The 26,097-nt window shown below is 63.6% G+C and carries 21 protein-coding genes and 1 tRNA gene; 8 read left to right on the top strand and 14 right to left on the bottom strand.

Going from position 1 to position 26,097, the window contains the following annotated elements:
* The 4 genes from HMPREF3048_RS08795 to HMPREF3048_RS08780 form a co-directional block, all read right to left on the bottom strand.
* The coding region (locus tag HMPREF3048_RS08795) for a DUF4192 family protein (protein ID WP_141758896.1) at positions 1–226 on the bottom strand (226 nt) is incomplete at its 3' end.
* A gap of 465 nt (positions 227–691) precedes the next feature.
* A tRNA-Met gene (locus HMPREF3048_RS08790) sits at positions 692–765 on the bottom strand.
* Between the two features lie 158 nt (positions 766–923).
* A complete protein-coding gene (locus HMPREF3048_RS08785) occupies positions 924–1,703 on the bottom strand; it encodes a glucose 1-dehydrogenase (protein WP_070771899.1) in 780 nt (259 codons plus the stop codon).
* Positions 1,704–1,827: 124 nt separating this feature from the next.
* On the bottom strand, positions 1,828–4,734 hold the full coding sequence (locus HMPREF3048_RS08780) for a UPF0182 family protein (RefSeq protein WP_244268764.1): 2,907 nt from the start codon (positions 4,732–4,734) through the stop codon (positions 1,828–1,830).
* 173 nt (positions 4,735–4,907) lie between these two features.
* On the opposite strand from HMPREF3048_RS08780, the gene HMPREF3048_RS08775 reads away from it, so the two are divergent.
* On the top strand, positions 4,908–5,396 hold the full coding sequence (locus HMPREF3048_RS08775; protein ID WP_070771904.1) for a PPA1309 family protein: 489 nt from the start codon (positions 4,908–4,910) through the stop codon (positions 5,394–5,396).
* A 38-nt stretch (positions 5,397–5,434) separates the two neighbouring features.
* Complete coding sequence (locus HMPREF3048_RS08770; protein ID WP_246818887.1) at positions 5,435–6,127, top strand: hypothetical protein; 693 nt, start codon at positions 5,435–5,437, stop codon at positions 6,125–6,127.
* A gap of 3 nt (positions 6,128–6,130) precedes the next feature.
* Here the strand turns inward: HMPREF3048_RS08770 and HMPREF3048_RS08765 are convergent, their stop codons facing one another.
* Positions 6,131–7,243 carry a YlbL family protein gene (locus HMPREF3048_RS08765; protein WP_070771897.1) on the bottom strand — a complete coding sequence of 371 codons (1,113 nt, stop codon included), beginning with the start codon at positions 7,241–7,243 and terminating at the stop codon, positions 6,131–6,133.
* 69 nt (positions 7,244–7,312) lie between these two features.
* Between HMPREF3048_RS08765 and HMPREF3048_RS08760 the strand changes: the two genes are divergently transcribed.
* A complete protein-coding gene (locus tag HMPREF3048_RS08760; RefSeq protein WP_070771896.1) occupies positions 7,313–8,812 on the top strand; it encodes a zinc-dependent metalloprotease in 1,500 nt (499 codons plus the stop codon).
* Between the two features lie 29 nt (positions 8,813–8,841).
* Here the strand turns inward: HMPREF3048_RS08760 and HMPREF3048_RS08755 are convergent, their stop codons facing one another.
* Positions 8,842–9,336 carry a M48 metallopeptidase family protein gene (locus HMPREF3048_RS08755; protein ID WP_070571006.1) on the bottom strand — a complete coding sequence of 165 codons (495 nt, stop codon included), beginning with the start codon at positions 9,334–9,336 and terminating at the stop codon, positions 8,842–8,844.
* Positions 9,337–9,376: 40 nt separating this feature from the next.
* Between HMPREF3048_RS08755 and HMPREF3048_RS08750 the strand changes: the two genes are divergently transcribed.
* Positions 9,377–10,210 carry a hypothetical protein gene (locus HMPREF3048_RS08750; protein ID WP_083316849.1) on the top strand — a complete coding sequence of 278 codons (834 nt, stop codon included), beginning with the start codon at positions 9,377–9,379 and terminating at the stop codon, positions 10,208–10,210.
* Between the two features lie 45 nt (positions 10,211–10,255).
* Here HMPREF3048_RS08750 and HMPREF3048_RS08745 read toward each other — a convergent pair whose 3' ends face one another.
* The 7 genes from HMPREF3048_RS08745 to HMPREF3048_RS08715 form a co-directional block, all read right to left on the bottom strand.
* A complete protein-coding gene (locus HMPREF3048_RS08745) occupies positions 10,256–12,307 on the bottom strand; it encodes an ATP-dependent DNA helicase UvrD2 (protein WP_070771895.1) in 2,052 nt (683 codons plus the stop codon).
* Positions 12,297–13,400 (bottom strand): potassium channel family protein, encoded by a 1,104-nt coding sequence (locus HMPREF3048_RS08740; RefSeq protein WP_070571008.1) that lies wholly within the window; start codon positions 13,398–13,400, stop codon positions 12,297–12,299. The genes HMPREF3048_RS08745 and HMPREF3048_RS08740 overlap by 11 nt, the downstream gene beginning before the upstream one ends.
* On the bottom strand, positions 13,397–16,693 hold the full coding sequence (locus HMPREF3048_RS08735; protein WP_246818886.1) for an ATP-dependent helicase: 3,297 nt from the start codon (positions 16,691–16,693) through the stop codon (positions 13,397–13,399). The genes HMPREF3048_RS08740 and HMPREF3048_RS08735 overlap by 4 nt, the downstream gene beginning before the upstream one ends.
* Positions 16,686–19,760: an ATP-dependent DNA helicase gene (locus tag HMPREF3048_RS08730; protein WP_070771894.1), complete on the bottom strand. Its 3,075-nt coding sequence runs from the start codon at positions 19,758–19,760 to the stop codon at positions 16,686–16,688. Before HMPREF3048_RS08730 ends, HMPREF3048_RS08735 begins: the two co-directional genes overlap by 8 nt.
* 18 nt (positions 19,761–19,778) lie before the next feature.
* A complete protein-coding gene (locus tag HMPREF3048_RS08725) occupies positions 19,779–20,501 on the bottom strand; it encodes a hypothetical protein (RefSeq protein WP_141758895.1) in 723 nt (240 codons plus the stop codon).
* Between the two features lie 13 nt (positions 20,502–20,514).
* Positions 20,515–21,447, bottom strand: a complete 933-nt coding sequence (locus tag HMPREF3048_RS08720) for a DUF3152 domain-containing protein (protein WP_070483130.1) — start codon at positions 21,445–21,447, stop codon at positions 20,515–20,517.
* Between the two features lie 110 nt (positions 21,448–21,557).
* Positions 21,558–21,782 (bottom strand): DUF3107 domain-containing protein, encoded by a 225-nt coding sequence (locus tag HMPREF3048_RS08715; RefSeq protein WP_070422420.1) that lies wholly within the window; start codon positions 21,780–21,782, stop codon positions 21,558–21,560.
* Between the two features lie 117 nt (positions 21,783–21,899).
* Between HMPREF3048_RS08715 and HMPREF3048_RS08710 the strand changes: the two genes are divergently transcribed.
* Together HMPREF3048_RS08710 and HMPREF3048_RS08705 are read left to right on the top strand one after the other, a co-directional pair.
* Positions 21,900–23,234: a DEAD/DEAH box helicase gene (locus tag HMPREF3048_RS08710; RefSeq protein ID WP_070771893.1), complete on the top strand. Its 1,335-nt coding sequence runs from the start codon at positions 21,900–21,902 to the stop codon at positions 23,232–23,234.
* The gene (locus tag HMPREF3048_RS08705; RefSeq protein ID WP_083284780.1) at positions 23,231–24,442 is read left to right on the top strand and encodes an Rv3212 family protein; all 1,212 of its coding nucleotides are present in this window, start codon (positions 23,231–23,233) and stop codon (positions 24,440–24,442) included. The genes HMPREF3048_RS08710 and HMPREF3048_RS08705 overlap by 4 nt, the downstream gene beginning before the upstream one ends.
* 30 nt (positions 24,443–24,472) lie before the next feature.
* Here the strand turns inward: HMPREF3048_RS08705 and HMPREF3048_RS08700 are convergent, their stop codons facing one another.
* Entirely contained in the window at positions 24,473–24,964 is a 492-nt protein-coding gene (locus tag HMPREF3048_RS08700; RefSeq protein WP_224213006.1) for a hypothetical protein, read from the bottom strand.
* 470 nt (positions 24,965–25,434) lie between these two features.
* On the opposite strand from HMPREF3048_RS08700, the gene HMPREF3048_RS08695 reads away from it, so the two are divergent.
* The gene (locus tag HMPREF3048_RS08695; protein ID WP_070422423.1) at positions 25,435–25,698 is read left to right on the top strand and encodes a WhiB family transcriptional regulator; all 264 of its coding nucleotides are present in this window, start codon (positions 25,435–25,437) and stop codon (positions 25,696–25,698) included.
* Positions 25,699–25,770: 72 nt separating this feature from the next.
* Positions 25,771–25,845 (top strand): 50S ribosomal protein bL37, encoded by a 75-nt coding sequence (locus tag HMPREF3048_RS12735; RefSeq protein WP_099046258.1) that lies wholly within the window; start codon positions 25,771–25,773, stop codon positions 25,843–25,845.
* Positions 25,846–26,097 lie beyond the last annotated feature (252 nt).

Genomic DNA, 26,097 nt, shown 5'->3' with positions numbered 1-26,097 from the left:
CGAGGTGGTGGACCCACGCTGCGAACCGCTCGCGACTCTCGGTGAGCTTCTCCACGGCCTCGTCCAGATCGAACCGCGCGACCGGGCCGAGGCGGACGGTGTCGACGCCCTCGTCGTCGACGAAGAACGCGAGGATCAGCGAGTTGTTCGGGTAGAAGCCGAGGATGCCGGGGAGGTTCGCGAGGATCTCGCCGTGAGATGCAAGCGTGTGGGAATGAGTGGACATGGCAGTGCTCCTTTGCACGAATACGGGGTGAACGTGGTCAATCCCGTATTCAGTCCGGCTCTGCCGGTCGCAGGCGTATCCCCGCAGTGCAGTGCCTTTGTGCGCTCGGCGTCGCTAGCGCAGCCTGATGCTCGCTCGCTGGGTGCGAGCGCTAGCGACGCAGCATTGTTAGATCCCCGCGTCGCCGCTGGTTAAGCGTTACCTTTGGCGCGGTTGTGAGACTTGCACAGCAGTTCGCAGTTGCTTTCCTCGAACTGCCGACTCCCGTGGCGTTCCTTCGTTGCTGCCGCCCTAGCAATCACTAAGCAATGCACCGAAAACCTGCGCCGCGTCGTTGGAGCGTCGCAGTTCCGTTTGGTGCAGGATTTTGACCCTAGTGCACCAGCTAGTGCACCAAATGGCGATCCGATCACAAAATGAAGAAGGCCCCTACCAGCGTTTCCACTGGTAGGGGCCTTATCTTAGTAGCGGGGGCTGGATTCGAACCAACGACCTCTGGGTTATGAGCCCAGCGAGCTACCGAGCTGCTCCACCCCGCGTCGGGCGCAATATGTGATTTTCGCCTGTCGCCGTAACCAGCAACGTGGACTTACTATACATACACCGACAGAGAGCACCAAACCGCCTGTTCACGACGGTTTGGTGCGATCCAATTATCGGGGCTTCCCTACTACTGCCGCTACCGCTACTACTGCCGTTACTGCTGGGCAGCGAGCTGGCCGAGGATGCCGTAGATGTGCTTCGAGGCGCCCAGGGTCAGGCCGCCGTCGACAGCAATCTCTGCGCCGTTGATGTAGGACGCGTCGTCGGACGCGAGGAACAGCACCGTCTTCGCAACCTCCTCGGCGCGGCCCGGACGGTTCGCTGCTGCGAGCGGAAGCGGTGCACCCTCTACAAGGGAATCTGCCGTCATCGGGGTTGCAATTGCACCCGGGTGGACGGAGTTGATGCGGATGTTCTCGTCAGCAACGTCGGCGGCGACCGTCTTGGTCATGCCGCGCACTGCCCACTTGGATGCCACGTAGCCGGTCGCGCTGACTTGGCCTTCCAGGCCTGCGGTGGACGACATGTTGATGATCGCGCCGCCGCCCTGCTTACGGATCTCCGGGATGGCGTACTTCATACCCAAGAACACGCCGTCCACGTTGACGGCCATGATCTTCTGGAACTGCTCCAGGGTGGTGTCCTCCACGCCCGTCATCTGAAGGATGCCGGCGTTGTTCACCAAGATGTCCAGGCGGCCGAACGCCTCGTTCGTCGCCGCGATGGCGTCCTTCCAGTCCTGTTCGTCGGCAACGTTGAGCTTCACAAAAATTGCGTTGTCGCCGAGCTCGTTTGCCAGTGCCCCGCCGAGCTCTTCGTTGAGGTCAGCGATGACAACCTTTGCGCCTTCTTCGACGAAGAGTTTGCAGTCTGCTGCGCCCATTCCCGATGCGCCACCGGTCACAAGCGCTACTTTTCCGTCAAAACGTCCCATGGTCTATCCAGCCTTTCTCTCAAAGAGTTGGTTGTGAACACCATGCTAGATACAAAAATGGTGCATCGCGCGCCCACTTCGCGCGATGCACCCGGTCCTGGGGGGACGAGATAACTATAACCCGTTACTGCGCCTTCTGGTACTCAGCCACTGCACGGTCGAGTTGGTCGATGGCGCGACCGTACTCCTCGAAGGAGCCGTTGCGGGCACTCTCCAGGTTACGAAGAGCATCATTGATCCTGTTCAGGGCCTCGTCACGGTTTACCTTCGGCGCGTTATCACCCTCCGGTGTGGCTTCCTTGTTTTCCTCAGCGGGGGTAGTTTCAGCCTCACCCTGTGGTGCGTTTTCGTCCACCACTTCGACTTCCTGGGCTGCGTCAGAGTGGATACCCACCTGCTTCAGCGCCTGGGACACGGTCGGGGCGTAGCCCACCTGGCCGCGGTAGAACACCAGCACGCGCAACAGCTTCGGGAAGGCCGAGGCCTGGTCCTTGCGCTGCGAGTAGATCGGCTCGACGTAGAGGATCTCGCCGCCGCCCACCGGCAGGGTGAGCAGGTTGCCGTTCTTCAGATCGTTCGTCCCCTCCCACAGGGTGCGGTCACGCGCCACCTGGTCGGAGGACATCAGGGCGTCCTGAGCCTGCTTCGGACCCTGGGTTTGGGTGTTCGTCGGCAGGACGCGCACGGTGATGTTGCCGTAGGTCTCCGGATCAGAAGACACCGCCATGTGTGCGGACAGGAACTCGCGGTTCAGGCCACGGAACGGGGTGATCAGCTGGAAGGACGGCTTATTGGTCTCCGGGTCAGCGGCCACCACGTAGTACGGCGGCTGGTTCAGCTGGTCGCGGCCTTCCGGTGCGGTCGGGTCGTTCGGCACAGACCAGAAGGCGTCGTTGTTGAAGAACACGCCCGGGTCATCCACGTGGTAGCGCGCCAGCAGGTCACGCTGGACCTTGAACAGATCCTCCGGGTAACGCAGGTGGTCACGCAAGGAGTCGGAGATCTCCGAGTTCGGGCGCACGGTGCCCGGGAAGGACTTCATCCACGCGTTGAGTACCGGGTCGGACTCGTCGAACGCGTAGAGGTCCACGGTGCCGTCGTAGGCATCAACGGTGGCCTTGACGGAGTTGCGGATGTAGCCGACGTTGTCGGTGATCAGACGCTGGGTGGTGCCGTCCGGATTCAGCGCGTCCTGCGTGGTGTCCTGCAGGGAAGTACGCGTGGAGTACGGCAGCTGGGACAGGGTGGTGTAGCCGTCCACGATCCACTTCACGCGGCCGTCGATAACAGCCGGGTAGGTCTTGGAGTCGGTGGTCAGCCACGGTGCGACCTTTTCCACACGCTTGCGCGGGTCACGGTCGTAGAGCACCTTCGAGTTGCCACCAACGCGGTCGGACAGCAGGAAGCTCAGTTCCTGGTACTTCACGGCGTAGGCCACGCGGTTGATCGGGTTGCCGATGTCCACGCCGCCCTTGCCGGTGTAGGTGTAGGTGGAGTTGTCGGTGTCGTACTCCACCGGGCCCTGGCCGTTATCGCCCACAATGGCGTAGTCCAGACCATCCTGCGCAGAGGCGATCACCGGGCCGAAGTAGATGCGCGGCTCTTCTACCTTGATGCCCAGCTCTTCAGCCTCGCCGGCCTCCTTGGCGGCGGCGTTGGCCTGCAGGTCGGACACGGTAAAGATTGGCAGGCCACCGCGGGTGGAGCCGGCGTCCTGCGCGGCCTCGTCGACAGTATTGGCCTGCGCTGCGACAAAGCCGTTGCCGTGGGTGTACACGGTGTGGCGGTTAATCCAGTCGCGCTGGTTTTCACTCAGCGCGTTCGGGTCCATCTCACGCGCGGCGACAACGTAGTCGCGCATCTGGCCGTCGACCTCGTAGCGGTCCATGGCCAGCTGGTCTGGGAAGCCGTAGAAGTTACGCAGCTGCTGGTTCTGGGTAAACGTCGGGGAAATGATGTCCGGGTCCAGCAGGCGCAGGTTGGAGATCGTCGCCGCATCCTTAGCCACATCGGTGTTTGAGGTGTTGCCGCCCCAGTTCTCCATGTAGGTGACCTTGTCATCGGTCAGCCCGTATGCCTCGCGTGTGGCTTCGATGTTGCGGCCGATGTACTCGTATTCCTTGGCCTGACGGTTCGGCTTGACCGAGAACTGCTCCAAAAGCGCCGGCCACACGTTGCCCACCACGATGGAGGACACCAGCATGAGCACCGTTGCCAGCACTGGGACGCGGAAGTCCTTGAACACGATGGAGGCGAAAAACGCCGCGGCGACAACCACAGCGATGACGGTGAGGATGATCTTCGCGGGCAGCATCGCGTTGACCGCGGTGTAGGACGCACCGGTGAAGATGTCATTCTGGCTGGATAGCAGGTAGTAGCGGTCCAGCCAGTAGGTCACGGCCTTGGTCAGCATCCACAGGCCTGCGGTAACGGCGAGCTGGATGCGTGCCGGCTTGGACACCATGCCTTTGACTCCGGTGACGTTGTTGCCAATGCGGATGCCACCGAGCATGTAGTGGCCCACCGCACCGATCAAAAATGCCACGGCGAGCAGCATGGACAGCGTGCCCACAATCGCAGAGATTGCCGGCAGGCTAAACGCGTAGAAGCCTAGGTCCTTGCCAAACTGCGGGTCGGTGGTGCCAAAGTCCCCACCGTTGAACCACATCATGAACACACGCCACATGCGCTGGCCAGCAAGACCAGACATGATGCCCACGATCACCGGCACCCAGGTCAGCAGCCCCTTCACACCGTCTTGCACGGCGGCGCGGTACTGCGCTTGCTGCGAGGTCTCGCCGAAAATATCGCCGCTGTCTTGTTGCCTGCCACGCCACGCAATCCGTGCCGCTGCCCATGCGACGGCTGCACCAAGCAGCGCGAAGATGACAAACAGCACGACACGGAAGAGGATCACTCGGTTGAAAACACCGCGGAAGTCAACCTCCCCAAACCAGAGAAAATCGGTATAGATACCGATCAGCACTGGCAGGAGGAAGAAAAGTGCGGCGAGTACACCGAGTGTGACCATGAGGCCTTTATTCGGTTTCTGCGACCGTGGTTGTGGCCGGGTGAGGCGGGTAGCCAAGCCTGCTCCTTAGGAATAGTGTTGTCCAACGTCTATGTGCATTACAGCCTAGAAAGTTTAACGGCCAACAATCCGGAAAGGTTCCCGTGCGCGAACAACAAGCCCTGAATAAGGCCATGATGGAGGCCGTCGATTTCGTCCACGCCGAAGGTTGGGACGCCCCGCCTACCCTCTTCGGTCTGGTGCCAACGCAATTGCTTGTCGACGAGCTGGGCACCCTCGACGACTCCTCCCCCCTCACCCTGGTTGTGCAGGAATTGCCGGAGAATATCCTGCCCGGTTCCGAGGAGCTCGGCGAGTATGTCACCCGCCTGGCCTGGCCGCGTGAGGTTGAAGGCGTGATCCTGGCGCAGGAGATCCTCTTCCGCGACGCCTCTGCCCCGGCGGATGCCGAGGCGCGCCCGGCGCGGTTGTTCTCCGGCGTGCTGCGTACCGAAGACATCGAGCAGACCCTGCTGCAGATGCGCCTGACGGATGAAGAGTTGGAGGAGCGCGGCCCCTTCGCACAGGACGACATCGAGCTGCGTGGCGGCCCGGAAGTCGCGCCGGGTGTGATCGCTGCGCTGCGCTACGGGCTTGAGCAAGACCCGGACGACCTGGTTTAAGCTAGACACCCGAAACCCAATCCAAGGAGCTTCTGACCGTGTCTGTGTCCCGCCGCGCAATCGCCTCCGCTGTCCTTGTCGGCTCGCTGTCTCTCGCCGCCTGTGGTGGTGGCGATAACGACGAGGCCAACGCGACCAGCAGCCCCATCTCGACGTCGTACATCAGCGAGGACCCAACCACCTCCTCGGATTCGGAGACGACCACGCCTGAAACGACCACCTCCGTGACAACTACCATCGCTGCGTCTGAATCTGGCACGGCGTCGGAGTCGGAGTCTGCGTCTGAGTCTGCTTCCGAGACGGTGTCGTCGACAAGCACAAGCTCCTCGAAGCGGGAGAAAGCGGACTCGTCTGCGGAGGCAACCTTGGAGAAGGTACGCGAGCGCTTCGCCTCCCTTGCGCCTGAGGAGTTCTTCGACCAGTTCGAAGGCTGCGGCGCCGGCGGGATCAGCGGTTCTTATGACTGCCAGGGCGACGAGATCGGCCAGTTCCAATTCTTCGACTCCGAATCGAAGGCGGCCTCCTCGACCCAACTGCTCACGGAGCTGCGCTCCTCGCGCGTGGTGGAAGACTCCGGCGACCGCGTAGTCGGCTGGTCCACGCTGGGCACCTCCGCGATCATCACCGTGGTGGATAACCGCGAGGGCCTGGTCATGCAGCAACTGATCTCCTCCGACCAGGAGGACCCGCGCCAGCGGATCTACGACCTCGGCCTGGCGAAGAAGCCCTAACCCTTAGCCGTCGCAGGTTGGCACGTCGCGGCCTGCGGCGAACGCCTCCATCGCATCCACTGCCTCCTGGAGGGTGGACACGGCGGCGACGGTCATGTCGCCAGCGTCGGCCCGCTTCACCGCATCACAATTGCCCTTCGGCGCGAGGAACAACTCAGCGCCCTCATCGCGCGAGCCACGGATTTTGTGGGTGATACCGCCGATGGGGCCGACCTCGCCGTCGTCGTTAATCGTGCCGGTACCGGCAACGAACTTGCCCCCGTTGAGCTCGCCTGGCGTCAACTTGTCAATCACCGCCAGCGAGAACATCATGCCCGCACTCGGGCCACCGATGTCGTTGAGGTTGTAGTGCACCTTCAGGCCATCGGCGGGCTCAGAATCCATGAGAATGCCAAGCATCGGCTTGCCCTTCTCGTGCGGATTCTCCTTCAGCTCGACGGTCTTCGTCTCTTCTTTGCCGTCGCGGCTGATGGTCACATCCACCGTCTCGCCGGGCTTTTTGGCAAAGACCACGTCCTGGACCGCGCTCGGCTTGGCTACCGGAGTGGAGTCGATGGCAAGGATCTTGTCGCCTTGCTGCAAGATCCCGTCCGCGGCAGCGCCTTTGACCACGTCATGGATGTTCACCGTTGTGGGTTTGCCCAGATAGTGCATCGCCGCAACCGTCGCCGACGCCTCCGACGCGACAAACATCTGCTGGTTAAACTCGCGCGTTTCTTCCTCGCTGCGATCCGCTGGCATCACCTGCTCGATCGGCACCAGCGTGTCCTTCGTCACCGCCCAGCGCGCCAACGCCTGTCCCAACGTCATGTTCGTCCGCACCGACACCGTGGTCATATTCAGCTGCCCGCCAGTCTCAAGGGTCTCCGCCCCCTCGATGTCCACCACGGGCGTGCCCTGGATCTCGCTGAGCGTGTCAAACGTCGGGCCCGCCCCTTCCGCCGCGTACGGCACCGTGAGCTTGATGTCCGTGCCGGGAATGTGGTCCATCGTCATTCCCACCGCAAGCAACGCGATAGGCACTGCACCCCACACCAGCGTGGAAAAACGCTTGTTCGCTGTCTTGGTCGCGGGCGTGTGTTCTGCCGCGTCCGCTGGTGTGTGCGCGTTCGTCATGGTGGCACATGTTAGCGCAGCAACCAGCAGCTCCAACCCGCGCCGTTGTGCAGCTGTATTGTGGCGCCTATGAGTAACGGATTCGGATTCTCCTTTCCCAACGACGGCAACGACGACAACGAGGGCAGGGACAACGAAGGCAACAACAACGACAACGGGCGTGGCGAGCCGACCAACCCGTTTGCAGCCTTCGGTTTCGGCGGAAACTTTGGGTCCGGCGGGTTCGGTGGATTCGGTGGCCCCGGCGGCCCTGGGGGCGCTGGTGGCGCTGGTGGCGCTGGTGCTGGCGGGCTTGGCGACATCCTGAATCAGTTCGGCCAAATGCTCTCCGGCATGGGCTCTTCCATGAACGCCCAGGAGGACGGCGACGCCGTCAACTTCGATCTGGCCGCCCGCATGGCTCGCCAGCGCATCGCCGGGGTGAACCCGGTCAGCGAGGCAGACTCCCGCGCCGCCGAGGAGTCCTTCCGCCTAGCGGAGCTCTGGCTCGACGGTGCCACTGCACTGCCCGCCAGCCAGGCACAGGCCAAGGCCTGGAACGCCCAAGACTGGCTGGAGCAGACCATGCCGATGTGGAAGCGCCTGGTCAACCCGGTCGCCGCCAACATGGCGCGCGCCCAGCTAGACACCATGCCCGAAGAGGCCCGCGAGATGATGGGCCCGATGGTCAGCATGGTTAACCAGATGAACTCCATGCAGTTCGGCATGAAGTTGGGCCACGCACTGGGCGATCTTGCCCAGCAGGCGCTGACCGGCACCGACTTCGGCCTGCCTGTCGCACCCGCCGGCATCGGTGCGGTCCTGCCGCGCAACATCGCGGAGATTTCCAAGGGCCTGGACCTGCCGGGCCAGGAAGTGATGGTCTACATCGCCGCACGCGAGGCCGCACGCCAGCGCCTGTTCCGCAACGTGCCGTGGCTGGTCGAGCGCCTCGTGTCCTCCGTGGAGGAATACGCCGCCGGCCTGCAGATTGACACCTCCCACATCGAAGAGGCCGTCCGCGACCTGAACCTGGATGGTGGCGATCCTGCACAGATCCAGGAGGCCATGCAGCGCCTGCAAGACGAGGACCTCTCCCCGCGCGTGGGCACCCGCAACGCCGCCTCTACGTCCCGCTTGGAGACCCTGATCGCGCTTGTTGAAGGCTGGGTTGACGTCGTCGTCGACGAAGCCCTCAGCGAACGCATCCCCACCACCCCGCAACTCGCCGAGGCGTGGGCACGCCGCCGCGCCACCGGTGGTTCTGCTGAGCAGGCCTTTGCCAACATCGTCGGCATCGAACTCGCAGCCCCTCGCACCCGTGAGGCCGCCGAACTGTGGCGTCGCGCAGGCACCGCTGTGGGCGTGGATCGTCGTGACGCCGTCTGGGAGCACCCCGACCTCCTGCCGTCCAGCGAGCAGCTGGACAACCCGGCGTCCTTCATCGACACGCTTCTCGACGACACCCCCGACACCGACCTGGACAACGAATTTGCCAAGTTGGAAGAAGAACTGCGCAACAACCCCGAGTTGAAGCGCGAAGACGGCGACGGCAAAGACGACGGCAGCCAGGACGGCACGGAGCTGTAGGCGCTGCCTGGCCGCGCGGCGGGGCTGGGCTAGCCGTAGCGCTGGTAGGCCTCCAAAAACCCGCGGGCGCGCTCCGCCTTGGGTACCCGATCCGCCCAGGCGTAGAACTCTTTCGAATGGTTCGGGATGAAGGTGTGCGTTAACTCGTGCACCAGCACCGCGTCCAGCACGTAGGCCGGTACGTCGCGCAGCCGATCGCTGATGCGGATATCACCGGTCGAAACGGTGCAGGAGCCCCAGCGCGTGTTTTGGTTAGACACCCACCGCACCGAACCAATCGTTGCCCGCCCCTGCAGAATCTCCTTGTTCAGGGTTTCGGCGCGGGTGCGTAGGGAGTCGTCGTCAAGCAAACGCGTCGACGTTTTCTTCTCCAACTTGGTCAGCATCTGCTCCACCATCTCGCGCTCCTGCGCTTTGGTGAAGTGCGCCGGAATGCGGATCTCCGCCACCCCGCCGACCACCCTGGCCTGCACCGTCTTCGCACGACGGGCGGAGCGGATCACGCGATATTGCATCCCAGACATAGCGCAACATTGTAGGATGCGACGCGGGGGTGGAACACACGTGGCAATCCAAGAACACACACGCATACAACTCGCGCGCGGCGTCCGCGTTTTCGTACGCGCGCCAGAAACGATCCAGTTCGGGGCAGACGCGACACGCACCGGGCTCATCACCGTGCCCAGCGCCGACGAGGTGGTCACGGTCCTCGACTCACTGACGCATCCGCGGATGCTCAAAACCGTTGTCGCAGCCCTTACGGTGCATCTCGGTGAGGCGCGTGCGCGCAGTCTTATCGACGACCTCATCACCTACCGGCTCCTCATCCCCACCACCACCCCACAAGTGCTGGTGGTGGGGCGCGACGCGCTGGCCTCCCAGATCACGCTGCTGCTGTCGCGCCGTGGTGTGGTGACGCGCAGCCCGATGAAGGACGAGTCGGTGAGCAAGTTCCTGCTCGATCACGAGCCGCACCTGCCGGTGCTTGCCGTGAACTGTGCTGCCGAGGTGGATCAGATCGCCGCCGCGACCCGTGGCCGGCGTGGCCCTGTGGTGCCGGTGACGCAGTTCGACGCGCGCGTGGTCGTCGGCCCTGTGTGCGCTCCGTCTGGGCCGTGCCCGGTGTGCGCCCGGCTGTACCTTTTGGACCGGGACCCAAACATCGACCAGGTGGAGGAGCACCTCCCGCCGGCAATCGCCGCCGAGCCGGTTTCCCTGGCGGCCGGTGCGGTGGCGGCAGCGACGGTGGCGGGCAGGCTTGCCGGTGCGCCCGACCCGCCCGGGGTGTCGGCGCCGACGCCTGTGGCTGGTGACGTGGTGGTCGCGGACCCGTTCGCGCCTTCACCTGTTCTGGCGCGGCAGGTGCCGTCGCACCCAGACTGCCCGATGTGCTTCTAGCGCTGGCTGGGCTGGCGCGGCTGGGCTGGCGCGGCTGGGGCTGCCTTAGTGGCGGTGCTCCTCAAGCGTTGCCAGCACGCCCGCGCCGTACTCCTCCACCTTCACCGGCCCAATGCCGGAGATGCCAAGCAGTTCCGTCTCGTTTGCGGGCATGGCCTCGGCGATTGCCATGAGTGTCACATCCGAGAACACCATGTAAGCCGGGCGTCCCGCTGCGCGTGAGACGTCGAGGCGCCAGCGTTTCAGGGCGGCGAGCACGTTCTCGTCGTAACTCGGCTCGCACTCCTCGTGGCGTCCGAGCGCCTTGTCTGGTGGGCTGAACAGCGGGTTGCCGCATACGCGGCAGCGGCGGTTGCGCTTGAGGCGTTCCGGGGAGCGCTCCACATCAAGTTCCGGTGCGATGCCGTCCAAGAAGCGCGACCGCGACCGGTTCTTTCGCCCACCTTCCTGGCGCGACAGCGACCACGACAAGTGCAGGTGCTCACGCGCACGCGTCACCCCGACGTAGAACAGGCGGCGTTCTTCTTCGATCTGGTCGTCGCCGGCCTTGATCGCGTGCGAGATCGGCAAGGTGTTCTCCACCAGGCCAACGAGAAATACTGCGTCCCACTCCAGGCCCTTCGCGGCGTGCAGGCTGGCCAGGGTCACCCCGTCCACAGCGGGTGGCTGCTTGGCCTCTGCGCGCTGGCGCAACGAGCGCAACACCTGCGGGAGATCCTCGGCTTCTCGGGTGCGGACGATCTCCTCGATGAGATCCACAAGCGCGCTGAGTGACTGCCAGCGCTCACGAGCCTGGGCGCCCTCGGGTTCGGTCTGGGTCAGGCCGATGGGTGCGAACGCGGCGCGAGCAACCGCCACCGGATCGTCCGGCAGATCCGTACGACGCGCGGCACGGACCAGCGCCGAAATGGCTTCGCGGACCTCCGCGCGGTGGAAGAAGCCTTCCCCGCCACGGACTTGGTAGGCAATGCCCGCATCGGCCAGCGCCGCTTCGAACGCTGCGGACTGGGAGTTAATGCGGTACAGGATGGCGATTTCGCGGGCGGGTACGCCGTCGTCAAGCAAACGCCTGATCGCGCGGGCCACGGCGCGGGCCTCAGACGGCTCGTCGTCGTAGCCGTTGAACTGTGGCGCCGGACCGCGCCCGCGCATGCCCTCCAGTTCCAGGCGAGTACCCGCGACACGCCCCTTGGCCTTGCCGATGACAGTGTTGGCCAACTCGGTGACTTCTACCGTGGAGCGGTAGTCGCGCTGCAGTTTCACCACTGTGGCGTGCTCGTAGGTGCGCGAGAAGTTCAGCAGGTAATCCGGGGTTGCGCCGGTAAACGAGTAAATGGTCTGGTTGGCATCGCCCACCACGGTCAGATCGTCGCGATCACCCAGCCAGCCCTCCAGCACGCGCTGCTGCAGCGGGGTGACGTCCTGGTACTCGTCCACCACAAAGGTCTGGTACTGGGCGCGGAACTCCTCCGCCACCGCGGGTGCGTTCTCAAGCGCGCCGGCGACGTGGAGCAGCAGGTCGTCGAAATCGAGCAGCATGCCATCCGGGCTCGTCTTCGCCTCCTCGTAGAGGCGGTACACCTGGGCCACGCGCTGCGGATCCGTCGGCGGGGTGCGCGGGGTATCGGCGATGCGTGCGGCGTAATCCTCCGGGCCGATCACGCTGGCTTTGGCCCACTCGATCTCGCTAAGCAGGTCGCGCACCATTTCCTTGCCTGTATCCAGCCCACCGGCGCGCGCGGCGCGGGCGACCAACGGGAACTTGTTATCCAAAAGCCGCCACGGCAGGTCACCGGCGATCTGCGGCCAGAAGTACTGCAACTGCCGCATGGCCGCGGAGTGGAACGTGCGCGCCTGCACTCCCCCGATACCCATGGTGCGCAGACGGTCGCGCATCTCCCCTGCCGCGCGCTGGGTAAACGTCACGGCGAGCACCTTGTTCGGGGCGACCGTGCCGCGATCGATCAGGTTGGCAATGCGATACGTAATCGTCCTCGTCTTACCCGTGCCCGCACCGGCGAGGATGCACACAGGCCCGCGGGGTGCTTCGGCGGCGACACGTTGGTCGCTATCAAGCACGCTCAGATCAATCCTCATCGCGCACTGCCTTCTCCGCCTGGCGGCGGATATCCGGGGTGTTCATGCGCACGTACAGGAGGCGATCGCCCGGCTCGACCGTTTCTGCTTCGGGGGAATCGATGCGGTAGAGCTCACCGGAGCGCACCACGCCAAGCACGATGTCTGCCAAGTGGCGCGGGTTCGCACCAACCTCGTCGTCCGCGATCTGACGCTCTGCCACCGCGAAGCCTTCGTCCGGACTGAGCAGATCCTCCATCATCTCCACCACGGGCGGGGTCACCGTTGCGATGCCAAGCAGACGTCCGGCCGTTTCGGAGGAGACCACCACAGAGTCCGCGCCCGACTGCATAAGCAGGTGTTGGTTCTCCCCCTCTCGCACGCTGACCACGATCATGGCACTCGGCGCCAACTCACGCACCGACAGCGTGATCAGCACAGCCGTATCGTCCGAAGACGGTGCCACGATCACCGAACGCGCACGGCTCACCGCCGCAATGCGTAACACGTCCGACTTGGTGCCATTGCCGTGCACCGTGACCAAACCGTGCTTCTCCGCGACGGCAAGCGCAGCTGGGTCCGGGTCGATGACAACAATCGACGACGGCGACGCACCGCCTGCCACCAATGCGTCGACCGCCGAGCGGCCCTTCGTGCCGTAGCCGATAACGATGGTGTGGTTGCGCACGGTATTCCTCCACTGTTGGATCTGCAGCGTCTTACGGGAATCCTCCGTCAGCACCGACAAAGTCGTACCGACGAGGAGCATCAGGAAGGCCACACGGGCCGGAGTGACGAAGAAAATGTTGATGACTCGGGCCGACTGCGTCACCGGAGTGATATCACCGTAGCCCGTGGTAGACAGGGTCACCGCCGAGTAATACAACGCGTCAATGAACGTCAACGGCTCGGAGTATCCATTGCGATCAATGAACGCGACGATCGCGACGGCAACGATAAGCAGCAGGGCGTAGCCGAACCGGCGCGCGATCAACGACCACGGCGTCGCCCGCTCCAGGGCCGGGATACTGACCACATCGAGCAGGTGGTGCACCGGGATCGCCGTTTGATCCGCGACGTTCGCGCTCAGCGTAAAAACCCTGCGCAGTTTCATTCCGTTTCGTCCTTACCCTTGCCTTCGGCAGATCTGCTGAGTAGCTCTTCGAGTTCTGCCGCATCGGGCAGACTACGCGGAGCATACGTCTCACCGGTGCGCACGTAGAAAAATACAGCGCGCACCGGACGACCGTCACCACAGATACGCTCCCAAGCCGCCTTGTAAACCGCAAGCTGCAACTGCGCCGCTTCCATCGCATCCCGCTTTGGCTTCTCGCCGGTCTTCCAGTCCACGACGGTCCAGCCGTCGGCGTCCTCGAAGACGGCATCCATACGTCCGCGGACCACGCCCTCGCCCACGGCGAGCTCGAAGGGATGCTCCACAAACGTCGGGGTGCGCGACGCCCACTCACTGGCCTCAAAGTTTCGCTTGAGCCGCTCCAGCACCGCACGATCCACCTCAGCCTCATCCCCGCCGGGAAGCTCGTCTTCGGTCAGCAACGGGCGTGCACCGTAGAACTCCTCCAACCACTCGTGGAAGGCGGTACCGCGCTTGGCGTAAGTGTTCGGCTTAAACGGCACTGGGCGGCGTGCCCGGCGCGCGAACTGCACCGGGTCGGCCTTCAGCGCCACCACATCGGACGCGGTCAGTTCGCCCGGCATGACCACCGGGACGTCGCCGGCCTGGGCCTGCTCGTGTTCTTCGATGAGTGCAGAGACGTCGCGCTCCCAGAGGGTAAACAGTTCGCCGTCTACGAACTTTGGCAGGTTCTCGCGCGCGGCGTTGACCGCCTGCGCGGCTGCTTCGTCCGTGGCCAACGGGGCGTAGTTTGGCCAGCGGCCGGTGCGCTCGCCGTCGTCGACAAGAGCGTCGGCGCTGGCGTCGGTATCGCTGTCTGCGTCAGTATTCGTACCGTCGTTCCAGACCACCACGCACTCCGGTGCGACAACGTCGCGCATGGTGGCAAAGTGCTGGTACGGCGCTGCTTCCTTGACCACGTCAGACCTACGGCGCGAACCGGTGACGATGAGTTTCCCGCCAGAACGCGTCACCGCAACATAGAACAGACGCGCTGCTTCCTCCGCCAGGTCTGCGGTGACGTGCTTCTTCCATGCCTCGCCCGCCCTCTGATAGTCGGTACGCGTGTCCACTTCGCCGAACTCCGGGAAGATCTCCGGATCGCCGTAGGTCTCCGTAGGCAGGAACTGCACGAAGGTGAGGAAGGTTTCCGTCTTCGGCTTATACGTCTCCGAATCGGCATGCAGCACCGCGACGGTATCCCACTCCAAGCCTTTCGCCTTGTGGGCTGTCATGATCTGCACCCGGTCGTCCTTCACCGTCACCGCACCCGGGGTCAGGCTGTCTTCGTGCTCGCGGGCGAGTTCGAAGTAATCCAGCAGTCCGTCCAGGCCTGCGCCGGGGTAATTGGCTACCTCCTCCAACAGTCGATCCAGATGCACCGCGCCCGTCGCGCTGTGGCGGGAGAGCACCTCGGTGCGGATGCCGAAGACGTGGATGATGTCCGCGAACAGGTCACTTAAGCGCTTGCCCAGGCTGTGGGTGCGCAGCCAACGCAGCTTGGCGGCCGTATCGCGCATGCGCTGCAGGCCTTCTTCGCTGTAGCGTTCCGGCTCGCCGAGATCCGCCAGCGCATCCGTGAGTCCTTCTGGGCGGTCGGTGCGCGCCTTGATGTCGTCGGCTTGGGCAATCGCCTCTTCGAGTTGGCTGACCAAGTGGGCGTAGGGGTCGCTGATACGCTGCGTGTTTTCGCGGTGGTCTTCTTTGCCGCGCAGGTTGTTCGCGCGCGATGCCAGCGCACGCAAGTCCGCAAGGCCCAACCCAACAGCTGGCCCGCCGAGGACACGCAGTGCTGCCGCGGTGTCGTCGGGACGCACAAGCATTGTCGCCACGGCAACCGTATCGGCGACCTCCGGCACGTCCAGCAACCCGCCCAGGCCAACGATTTCGTAGGGCACACCGCGGGCCTCGAGTGCTGCGGCGATGAGTTGCGAGTGCTTGTTCTTGCGCACAAGCGTGGCCGCCGAAAACGGCTCCTCGGCTTCCTGGGCCTGGGCGTATGTCTTCGCCAGCTCATCGGCGACGAACTCGATCTCTTCGGCCTGCGTGCCAAAGAACCCGAGCGTGACATCGCCAGCATCCGCCCCCGGGCGCGGCGCCAACGGTGCCACGGCACGCTTTGTCTCGTCGGTGCCCAGGATCGCATCGGACACCCCGTTGGCCAGATCCAGCACCTCAGGCGGGTTGCGCCACGAGGTGGTCAACTGCAACTTCGGCGCTGGTGAGCCGCCTTCAAGCGGGAAGTCCTCTACGAACGCCTGCAGGTTCGCCGCGGTCGCGCCACGCCAGCCGTAAATCGCCTGCATCGGATCGCCCACCGCTGTAACCGTCAGGCCCGGATCTTGCGCTTCACCGAAAAGGCTGCGCAGCAACACACGCTGGGCGTGTGAGGTGTCTTGGTACTCGTCCAGCATGACCACGCGGAAGCGATTGCGTTGCGACGCCCCCACCACCGCATGATCACGCGCCAACGCAGACGCGAGAGACATCTGTTCGTTGAACGTGATCACACCACGCTTACGCAGCTCCTCGTTCACTGCCTGTGCGAGCGGCAGGTAGTTCACGCGCTCCTTCTGGATATCGCGCCACCCCTGCAGAATCTTCGAAAACTCGATCTTGCTCGCCGAGGGGTACGACTCCGTCTCTGCAAGGAAGTCGTGGGCATGCTCTGTGACCCACTCCGGGGTGGCAAGTTCGTTGCCCATCGCGGTGATGAGTTTGAGCACGTTTTGCACCACGCTGCCAAGTGCACGGTTCTTCCCGTCCGGCAGCAACGAACCGGCGTAGTTGCGCACCACCTCGGTGGTGATGGCGTGCAACTCCGCATCCGTAATCAACCGCGCGTCCGGTTCCGCCGGCACGAGCAGGCCGTATTCACGGATCAAGGTGCCTGCATACGAGTCATAGGTGGACACCTGCGGTGCGATGACCTCTAGACGCTTGGCTAATTCCCCAGACGGATCGAGGCGCGCAACCAGGTCGCGGTTCTGCGCTAGCGTGGCCAGGCGGTCGCGGATACGCTTTTTCATCTCCTGGGCGGCCTTGCGGGTAAACGTCAGACCCAGAATCTCTTCGGGGCGTGCAAAGCCATTAGCGACGAGCCACACCACACGCGCGGCCATCGTCTCCGTCTTGCCGGCGCCGGCACCTGCGACAACCAGTAGCGGGCCTGGCTGGGCGCCGATAACCTCCGCCTGCTGGTCCGTCGGCGGGAACTTCTGCCCGAGGTAGCGCGACAGCAGCTTCGGGGACATGGTTTCTTGGTTAAACATTGTGAATCATCTCCCCTTCCGGCTGCACCGGGCACAAGGCGCGCACACTGCAGCGATCGCAATGCTTCCCCGTTGTGGCAAGCAGCGTAGGTCCTGTCATTTCGGCGGGCAATGTATCGATAGCCTCGGCGAACTCTGCTAGCTCCTCTGGTGTCTTGGCAGCCTGCTCAAGCACCGTGATGGCCTTGGTGTCCTTCTTCGGGAACACCAGCATCGCACCACCCACGGTGATGTCCGACTCCCCGCGTGCGGTAACGACCCGCTTGCCGTCGAACGTGCCGTGAGCCAGCGCGAGTTGGTAGGTAAGCAACTGGGCGTGCTCACCGATCTCTTTCTTCGTGGGCGCCGTCGCACCGGTCTTTAGATCCACCACGTAGAGCGCACCATCGCCGTCGCGCTCGAAGCGGTCCACACGACCCCGGACGCGCACGTTGTCGCTGACTTGCACGTCAACGGATGTTTCCACCGCGACCTGTTCAAACGCGCCACGGCTCGTTTCTAGCCAGGTGCGGGTGCGCTCCAGCAAGCGCTCAAACTCCTCGATGTCGCGCTGCGCCTTCCACGCAGGTGCGTCACTGACCTCCTTGCGTGCGGCGATCACGGCGTTATACGCGTCGTCCGGATCCACACCACGGCCGAGCGCTTCCAGGTAGGCGTGGCCCATCACGCCGTAGACCATGTCCATCGACTCGTCCAGGCCCACCATGCGCTGCAATACCTCACTCATCGGGCACTTCAGCAGGCCTTCTACTCGCGACGGCGACAGCGTCGGGCTGGCGCTCAGCGGCTCGTTGGTAGACACCATCGTGGTAGTCCACCACTGCCGCGGGTCCGCACCAAGCACACCCGCGTCCGCCAGGCGCGCCAACTGTCGGGCAGCCTGGGAGCGCGTCGCCTCATCCGCCGAAGGATCCGTGAGCACCCGGCGGAACTCCGCCACCAGATCGTCGTGGGCGAGCACGCGCACGAGCGTCTCGGTGTCGTCGCCAAGATCCGCCTGCGATGCCGAACTCAGCCGCAAGCGTGCCGGGGTGAGGCCGTGGTCTTCACAGAATTCCTCGACGAATCGGGAGGGTTCACCTTCTTTCTCCGCGTCTTCGTCGTCAACCGCAATCACCAGCAGGTATTCGGTGGCGCGGGTGGTGGCGACGGTAAACAGGCGGCGTTCCTCAATCAGACGCTCCACGGTGTGGGAGACCGGCACGTCCGGATCCACGTCATGATCCACCAGGTCGATCAAGTCTTCTTGGCGGAACAGCGAGCCGGTCTCCCCCAGGTTTGGCCATGTATCGTCCTGCACGCCCGCCACGATGACACGGCGAAACTCTCGCCCGACAGCACCGTGAGCGGTGAGCAGCGACACTGCATCGGGGGTTGCGGTGCGCCGGTCGCGCACACCGGTGGGCAGTTCCTGTTCCAGGATGAAGTCCACGAACGACTCCACCCCGGCAGCGGGACGGCGCTCCGTGTAGTCGCCCGCAGCATCGAACAGCGCCATGACGGAATCTAGGTCGCGGTCCGCTTGCGAGCCCGTCGCACCACCGCGCAGCGCCGAGGCCAACAAGCGATTCGACAGGCCCGTGGCCTGCCACAGCGCCCAAAGGATCTCTTCTACGCTGCCGTCTTCCGCGTAGGCCTGACGTCCCGCGTCAAGCACGCCACGCACGTGCTGGAGGATGTCGAGCTCACGGTCGGTCAACCACGTATCAAAGTCAGGCAACCCGGCGGGATCCGTCAGCAACTCGCGCAGCGACTCTTCGGCACGACGCTCAGGTGCCCAGCGGCGAAGCCCACGAATGAGGCGACGCAGCGTTACCGGATCCGCACCACCCACAGGCCCAAGCAGCAGGTCGCGCCACTCGCTCGGCGTGAGCTCCTCGTACAGTGCCCGGATGCCCAGCAACAGCGATGCCACCAGGCGCTGCTCCGAAAGCACCAGGTCCGTCGGGTTGAGCGACACCGGAACCCCAGAGCGCAACAGCGCGCGGCGCACCGGATCAATGCCCGTGGTCGAGCGGACAATCACCGCCATATCCCGGTAGTCCACGTCGTGTTCGAAGTGGGCACGGCGCAGCGCATCCGCCACCGCCGCCAGTTGCGTTGCAGAATCGGGCGCAATTGCCACGCTGCGACGCGGATCGCGCTTGGACTCCCCCAGGTCAATCGTGGTGTGCTCCAGCCCGCCAAGGGTGCGGAAGAACTCAGGCGACGCACCACGGAAGTGGAACACCGACTGCTCCTCGTCCCCGCCGACCACACCCAAGTCCGCCTGATCCAGCAGGCGCTTGACCAGCGCGCCGGCAGCGGGTGCGAGGTGCTGGGCATCGTCCACAATCACCGTGTGCCACCTGCGCGGCAGTGGCAGTCGCACCGCCTGATCCACCAGCTCCGAGGCGGACAGCCTGCGCGCTCCCGAAAGCGCCATCACCTGCTGGTACTCGCGCAAGAATTCGCCAGACGCGCTCCAGATGCCCACACCATGTCGGCTGCCCAGCTCCTCCAGTTCGACAGGGCCAAGACCACGTTCCACTGCACGCAGCAGGAAGTCACGCAGCTGACGGGCAAAGCCGACCAGTGGAAGCGCCGGGCGCAGATCCTCCGGCCACGAGCCACGACCATCCTCATCTTGGCCTTGGAGCAACTGGCGGATCACTGCGTCCTGCTCCGCACCGGAGATCAGGCGGATTTCTTCGTCCACATGCGAGCGCAAAATGGCAAAGGCCAGCGAGTGCACGGAGCGCACCATGGGCTCATCGGTAACAAACCCCGACTGCGCCAGCGTGTCCGACAACTGCGAGCGCAGCCGTCCGGCGGTTTCCTTCGAGTCCGTCAGCACCAAAATGCCACCCGGGTCCCCCGCGCCTGCGTGACGACGCACCGCGGCCGCCGCCGTATCCACAAGAAAACTACTCACGCCTGAGCCGGGCCGGCCGGTGACCTTCCACAACCCGGCCTCAGGCAGCGGGTTGTCCCAGGTCCGCGGGGTGATGTTGCGCTCGCGCGGCACGAGGTACGCCTTCGGCTCTAACGCTGCCGGAGGCACTGGTGAAGGGTGTGGAAACAACATAAAGGAGATTGTGCCAGTTCAGTACGACACGACAATCTCAACAACGTCATCTATCGAACATACATCCGAACCGAGCCCGCGAGTCGTGTGTCGACGGTACTCGATCGCCTTCTCCAACAACCAGTCCAGCCTGGGGATATGCGACCAACGCGCCACAATGTCCGGATCCACAGCACCGGCCAGCAGACCATCGACGATCACCAGCGCTGCCGTAAAACCACGCGGGCGCAACCCAACGGACGGATCGAACTCGGTCAGCACAGACTCAGCGTGGCCATCGAACAGCAAATGCGACAAGAAATCCAGGTGCGCGACCACGCCCTCAGACCCGAGGTGCTCCTCGCGCCACACCGCCCGGTCAGCATTGGCAACCAGCCCGGTGCGCTCGCCGGAGGGGGCTTCGATGCCAGCCACGGCGTCGTCGTAAAGCAATGCTGCTGCAACCGCCTCATCGACACGCTCGCGCGGCTCACCGGTGGCAAACTCAGTCGCGCAATACCCCGCAACGATCAAGCGACCATCCGTCGCACGCACAGGACGCGAAATGCGCAGCCCCTCCCCCGGCACTGCCTTCTCTCGAGCCTTTCCAGACCACGCGGACGTCTCACGCGCATGCGACAACACAACACGCCCGAAGCGCAGGCCATTGTTCCAAAATTGCGGGACCGCAACCGGCTCAATGTCGTCGATCTGGAATGCGGAAAGCACATGTGCCGGAATCGGCTTAAGCAAAGAAACCACCGACACCACCTTCTTAATTCACGGCCGGACGCGGATACGGCCACGGGTTCGGCCGGCACGTGTCGTCGTTGTTCGGGTAGTTCTCCTCCGGGCTCATCTCATGCAACTGCGCATTGTTCAGGCTCAGCGTCTGCTGCATCATGATCGGCGCAAGCGCATTCGCCTCCGGGCACGGCACGTGCTCCGCAAAGCCCACAGCGTGGCCCACCTCGTGATTAATCAGGTACTGGCGGTACGAACCGATGTCACCCTGGAACGGCACGGCACCGCGCACCCAGCGCGACTCGTTAATAATCACCGTGTCCTCGCCCGTAATGCGAGTACGGCAACTCGTCTCCGTACCCAACGCGGCACCACAGAGCTCCGCCGTCGTATCCAGAGAGGTCAAACGGATCTTCAGCGTCGGATCCTGATCTGCCGACACGTGTTCGAAGCGGAAGCGCGGATCGTTCGTCCACCCGCGCGGATCCATCAACGTTGCATCCACCATCTGGGCAAACGACTGATCCCCGCCGTAACCGGAGGCGTCGATGCCGTGCTCGACCTCGACGATGTAGCGCACCACAATCTCAGTGCCCTGGCCCGCATTGGCACCAGGGATGCCGACCTCGTAGAACGTGCCCTCACCCGTCGTGGTGTACGGGCCACCCGGCGGCAGATCGTGCGGGTCAAAGATGCCTTCCGCGATCTTCGCAGGCTCCAGCGGCTTCGGTTGATCCGCATCCGCACCAGCCATGCCCGCTTCACCGGCCGGAGCCGACGCGGACTCGGCGACCGTCCCGATCGCCTGCTCATCCGGGTTTTGCACCATATCCAGCAGGACAAACACGGTAATTACCGCAAGCACCGGGATTGCATACGCGCGCCACCCGTACTCGCGGGCAAAGGCGACAAGACGTCCCTCTTCACGGCTTGCGCCCTGCGGGGTGTCGTCGCCAGACTCCATACCCCAGCTATCAAACCAGTCGCCGAAGTCCTCTTCAGCGCCCCCGTGGTGCTCACTATGGCGCCCACCGTGAGACGGAGTGCCCTGCTGTTGTGCCATGTCTGAGTAATTTAGCGCATGAAGCCGACGCTACGGGCCGTGGTGCTGCCCTGCTCGACGTAAACGACGCGGTCAGTGCGGATCAGGTAGGAGTGGCCCTTGGCATCCTCCAGCTTGAAGGTTGCCTGACCGTTCGCAATCGCCTGCTCGACGGTGGCAAAGATGTCTTCCTGGCCCTCCGGAAGCTTGATCGCTAGTTCGCGCGGGGTGTCTGCAAGACCAATCTTGATATCCATTTTCTCGCTCACTGTCCTTTTCTTGTTGCGCTTTGTGTGCCCGCAGGTGCAATAGCTAAACGTAACCACCTGCTGGCGGACGGCCCCATTGTAACGGCCGGTAGCTAAGATGAACGCGTGCCCTACGCAGCTGAGAGTGAACAACGTGGCGCTGCTCGTCGTGCGCCAAAGAAAACGACGTTTGCCGGGTTGGGGGTTGCGGCTGAAATTGTGGACGCGCTTGCGGACCACGGCATCACCCACCCGTTCTCCATTCAGGAGCTCACGTTGCCCATCGCGCTGGCCGGACGCGACATCATTGGCCAGGCCCGCACGGGTATGGGTAAGACGCTCGGTTTCGGTGTGCCGGTGCTAGACCGCGTCTTTGACGACGCAGACATTGCCGAACTCGACGGCACCCCGCGCGCACTGCTCATCGCCCCGACGCGCGAACTTGCGGTGCAGGTCGGCGAGGACATCGAACGCCTTGCCGTGCACACGCCGGTGCGCGTGGCCACGGTCTACGGCGGCCGCCCTTACGAGGAACAACTCGAGGCACTCGAAGCGGGCGCGGACATTGTCGTCGGCACGCCTGGCCGCCTGATTGACCTGCATGACCGTGGCGCGCTCGTACTGGATAAGGTCGCCATCCTCGTGCTTGACGAGGCCGACGAGATGCTCGACATGGGCTTCCTGCCCGACATCGAAAAGCTTTGGTCCGCCGTGGGCGCAACGCAGACCATGCTCTTTTCCGCCACCATGCCGGGCCCGATCCTGTCCCTTGCCCGTTCGAAGATGAACAAGCCGGTGCACATCCGCGCCGAATCCGAAGATGCCTCCGCTACCCACGCCACCACCCGTCAGGTTGCGTTCCTCTCTCACCGCATGGATAAAGCCGAGGTCATCGCCCGTATCCTGCAGTCTCCGGGCCGCGAGCGCACCATTGTTTTCGCCCGCACGAAGCGCTCGGCGGCCGATCTCGCCGAGGATCTTGCTGGCCGTGGCTTTGCCGTCGGCGCGGTCCACGGCAACCTCGGCCAGGTTGCGCGCGAGAAAGCTCTTGATGCTTTTCGACGAGGCGACGTGGAAATCCTCGTCGCCACCGACGTCGCGGCACGCGGCATTGATGTCGACGACGTCACCCACGTGATCAACTACCAAACCCCGGACGACCCCATGACGTATGTCCACCGCATCGGGCGAACCGGCCGCGCAGGACGCACCGGCGTGGCGGTCACCCTCGTCGGCTACGACGAAGCGACGAAGTGGTCCATGATCAACACCGACCTCGACCTGGGCAAACCCAACCTGCCCGAGTGGTTCTCCACCTCCCCTGAACTGCAGGAGGAGTTCGGTTTCCCGGAGTCAGCTACTGGCCATGTCGGACGCCCGCGTAAAGTGCTCGGGGCACGACCAAACCGTCCATCCCGCCCGGCGGCTCCGGGCAAGCGTTCAGGAAGGAAACGGCGTTGAGTAAGCCTTTGCGTCGCACCCGCCGCGACCTCATTGCCACCGGCGTCATCGCCGGCGTTTCGGCGTTGCTTGTCGGCACCGCCTTTTTCACCGCCCCGGTGCGCCAGGCTGATCTCTCTCCAGCAGCCGAAGCTCAGGAGGATTTTGGTCAGTTGGCGGTGGTGCCGTCGTCGCTAAGCGAGGGCTTCCGGCTCACCGACACCTCCGGACGCGCGCAACCGCTCGTAGCTAACGGCTTGATCATTACTTACAACGATCACACGCTGACCGCGACGAACCCTGAGGGCGAGACCGTCTGGACCTACGAACGCCCCAACGACCTGTGCCTGATGGATCAGGCGTGGGACAAGGTTGTGGCTGTCTACCGCGACAACGCTGGCTGCGGCGACGTGGTGGCCATCGACGCGAAAACCGGCCAATACGCCGGCACCCGATCCGCCCCGGCGTCTGAAAACGTCACGCGCCTGGCCTCGAACGACCGCATTGGCTACGCCTCCAGCGAACGCATCGAAGTATGGCGCTCCGACATGGTGCGCACCATGGAATACGGCTACATCGAAGCCCCGCAAGAATCCGACATGCAGCCCAACCCAGGCTGCGTGATCACCTCCGCGCTCACCCGCACCGAACTCGTCGCGCTGACCGAAACGTGTGGGGACGGCACCTTCCTCCGCATCCAAAAGGCAACCCCGGAAGACTCCCGCGAACCCGAAGTCGACGCCAACATTGAGATCGACCCGCAGGCCTACCTCGTCGCCGTCTCCCAAGACGCCGCCGCGGTCTACGACCCGTCAAAGAAGCAGGTCCTGGCCTACGACAAGGAAGGCAACAACACCAGCTCCTCCTCGGTGCCAGCAATGGGTGAGCCACAGCGTCTCGACGGCACCATCGCCGTCCTCCCCGTCGCCGACCTCCCCCACCACATGTCCTACTGGCAGGACGACTCCCTCCTGCTCATGGAGCCGGCAGGGCTCGGCGTCACCGGCGTGTTCCAAGGCGCACTCGGCACCGGCTTCGCCGCCGGCGACCGCCTGCTCTACGCCTCCCAGGACGGCATCGCAGTTGTGGATTGGGACAAAAACGCGGTCGACGAGATCATTCCCGTCGACCGCGGCGGCTACACCGGCCCCGTCCACATCTCCTCCGCCGGCGCAACCATTGTGGAAAAGCGTGGCGACGACATCGTCGTCCTCGACGCCAAGGTTTAGCGAGGCCGGAGGGGTGAGCGGTGTCGTCGATTAGCGGCGCGCCTTACGCTCCTCATACTGCGCCTCGTTATACGCCCTCGAACGCGGGTGGAACACGGTGACCAGCACCAACACCACCGAAATCAGTGTCGCCACGCCGAGCGTTACCGCCCCGCCGCGGAACATATAGATAGCCACGCCGCCAAGAATCGCCTCAATGAGGACCACCGCGCCAGTCGCACGCGGACGGCCGCGCAGAGTCTCCACCGACACAAACGCGATGTAGCCGAAAATGATCAGCAAAAACACCGCAGTACCGATGTTGACGTAACCAGCAACCGGCGAGTCGGACTCCAGGGTGTGCTCGGTAGCAAGGAACTGATCACGGATCAGCGTCACCACATAAACAAAGATCGCCAAGCACTGCACCAGCACCACCATCGCGCCGAAACGCATCAGGGGTGGGACCTCAGCATCCGCGAACGGCTGCTGCTCCGGGTCATTTGGGACGGGCGCGTGGGATTGATTCCGATTCGTAGTCACAACAAAGCAGTCTATCGCCACCGATACGGCAGATGAACCCCAGCGAACCGGCAGAAATCCGAAAAACACGATTTGACCCGGGCACCTCCACCACCCGTTTACTATCATCCCAGGTCAGAGGGTAGACCATTGGCTTGCGGATCGGCCCAGAAGTGCAAATGTGACCGCGATGACGTAGATACATTCTGTGATTCCGCGCACATTTTAGCCTCGAACCCTAGCGGGCTTTGCATGAACATGTCATTATTCACAAGTAGCAAAAACAACGGGCTGGTAACTCAGCCCTTAACCCTCAGACACCACGGGGTTAACGCCCGGTAAACCGGAAGACGGGATCTCGAATCCACCGAGAGGCACCGCCCGGAGCCAGGAACCAAACTTTGTTTGCAACGCACCTACATCGTTGGGTGTTTTAGTGGTGCACGAAAACCGACCACGCAGTACCGATTTATTTTTTAAGGAGCATCATCATGGATTGGCGCCACGAAGCAATTTGCCGCGACGAAGACCCGGAACTGTTCTTCCCGGTTGGTAACTCCGGCCCCGCCCTCGCTCAGATCGCACAGGCGAAGCTTGTTTGCCATCGCTGCCCAGTAACCACCCAGTGCATGAAGTGGGCACTCGAGACCGGCCAGGACGCCGGCGTGTGGGGCGGCCTGTCTGAGGAAGAGCGTCGCGCACTGAAGCGTCGCAACAAGGCACTCGCCCGCAACCGCGCTCGCATGTCCGCCTAATTTTCCTCTCCGGTATCGCAGGCGATACAGTGATAGGTCTGTAACCGGTACAGATATATAAAGGAGACCCTCATGAGCAAGCGTGGTCGTAAGCGCAAGGATCGCCGCAAGAAGAAGGCGAATCACGGCAAGCGCGCTAACTCTTAAGCGCTAAAGCCCGCGCCCGGTACCTCCCCTTTCGGGAAGGTACCGGGCGTTTTCTTTTGCCCTCAGGGCCACTGCACTTTTGCACTCAGCGGGTTGTCTTGGTCGCGAAGTTCGGTGCTTGTTCGGGTGTTGCTCGACGGTCCTGGCCTGCTGTTTTCCGCTGGTCGTCTAGCTCGGTGGTTGTGCAACCAGACGATGAGCTCCGTGTTGAACATGGCGTTCGTTATCACCTGGGGGTTTGTGAAGGCGGTT

It is taken from the genome of Corynebacterium sp. HMSC075D04 (assembly GCF_001815635.1).
GTDB classification, from domain to species: Bacteria; Actinomycetota; Actinomycetes; order Mycobacteriales; family Mycobacteriaceae; genus Corynebacterium; species Corynebacterium coyleae.
The sequence above is the reverse complement of the archived record's forward strand: the minus strand, read 5'-3'. Positions and strand labels throughout refer to the sequence as shown.

Excerpts from the sequence above, each read along its gene's own strand:
- HMPREF3048_RS08775 (WP_070771904.1), top strand. The coding sequence starts at position 4,908 with ATGATGGAGGCCGTCGATTTCGTCCACGCCGAAGGTTGGGACGCCCCG.
- HMPREF3048_RS08755 (WP_070571006.1), bottom strand. The coding sequence starts at position 9,336 with ATGTCTGGGATGCAATATCGCGTGATCCGCTCCGCCCGTCGTGCGAAG.
- HMPREF3048_RS08745 (WP_070771895.1), bottom strand. The coding sequence starts at position 12,307 with ATGAGGATTGATCTGAGCGTGCTTGATAGCGACCAACGTGTCGCCGCC.
- HMPREF3048_RS08735 (WP_246818886.1), bottom strand. The coding sequence starts at position 16,693 with ATGTTTAACCAAGAAACCATGTCCCCGAAGCTGCTGTCGCGCTACCTC.
- HMPREF3048_RS08780 (WP_244268764.1), bottom strand. The coding sequence starts at position 4,734 with ATGGTCACACTCGGTGTACTCGCCGCACTTTTCTTCCTCCTGCCAGTG.
- HMPREF3048_RS08740 (WP_070571008.1), bottom strand. The coding sequence starts at position 13,400 with ATGAAACTGCGCAGGGTTTTTACGCTGAGCGCGAACGTCGCGGATCAA.
- HMPREF3048_RS08760 (WP_070771896.1), top strand. The coding sequence starts at position 7,313 with ATGAGTAACGGATTCGGATTCTCCTTTCCCAACGACGGCAACGACGAC.
- HMPREF3048_RS08715 (WP_070422420.1), bottom strand. The coding sequence starts at position 21,782 with ATGGATATCAAGATTGGTCTTGCAGACACCCCGCGCGAACTAGCGATC.
- HMPREF3048_RS08730 (WP_070771894.1), bottom strand. The coding sequence starts at position 19,760 with ATGTTGTTTCCACACCCTTCACCAGTGCCTCCGGCAGCGTTAGAGCCG.
- HMPREF3048_RS08765 (WP_070771897.1), bottom strand. The coding sequence starts at position 7,243 with ATGACGAACGCGCACACACCAGCGGACGCGGCAGAACACACGCCCGCG.
- HMPREF3048_RS08720 (WP_070483130.1), bottom strand. The coding sequence starts at position 21,447 with ATGGAGTCTGGCGACGACACCCCGCAGGGCGCAAGCCGTGAAGAGGGA.
- HMPREF3048_RS08695 (WP_070422423.1), top strand. The coding sequence starts at position 25,435 with ATGGATTGGCGCCACGAAGCAATTTGCCGCGACGAAGACCCGGAACTG.
- HMPREF3048_RS08785 (WP_070771899.1), bottom strand. The coding sequence starts at position 1,703 with ATGGGACGTTTTGACGGAAAAGTAGCGCTTGTGACCGGTGGCGCATCG.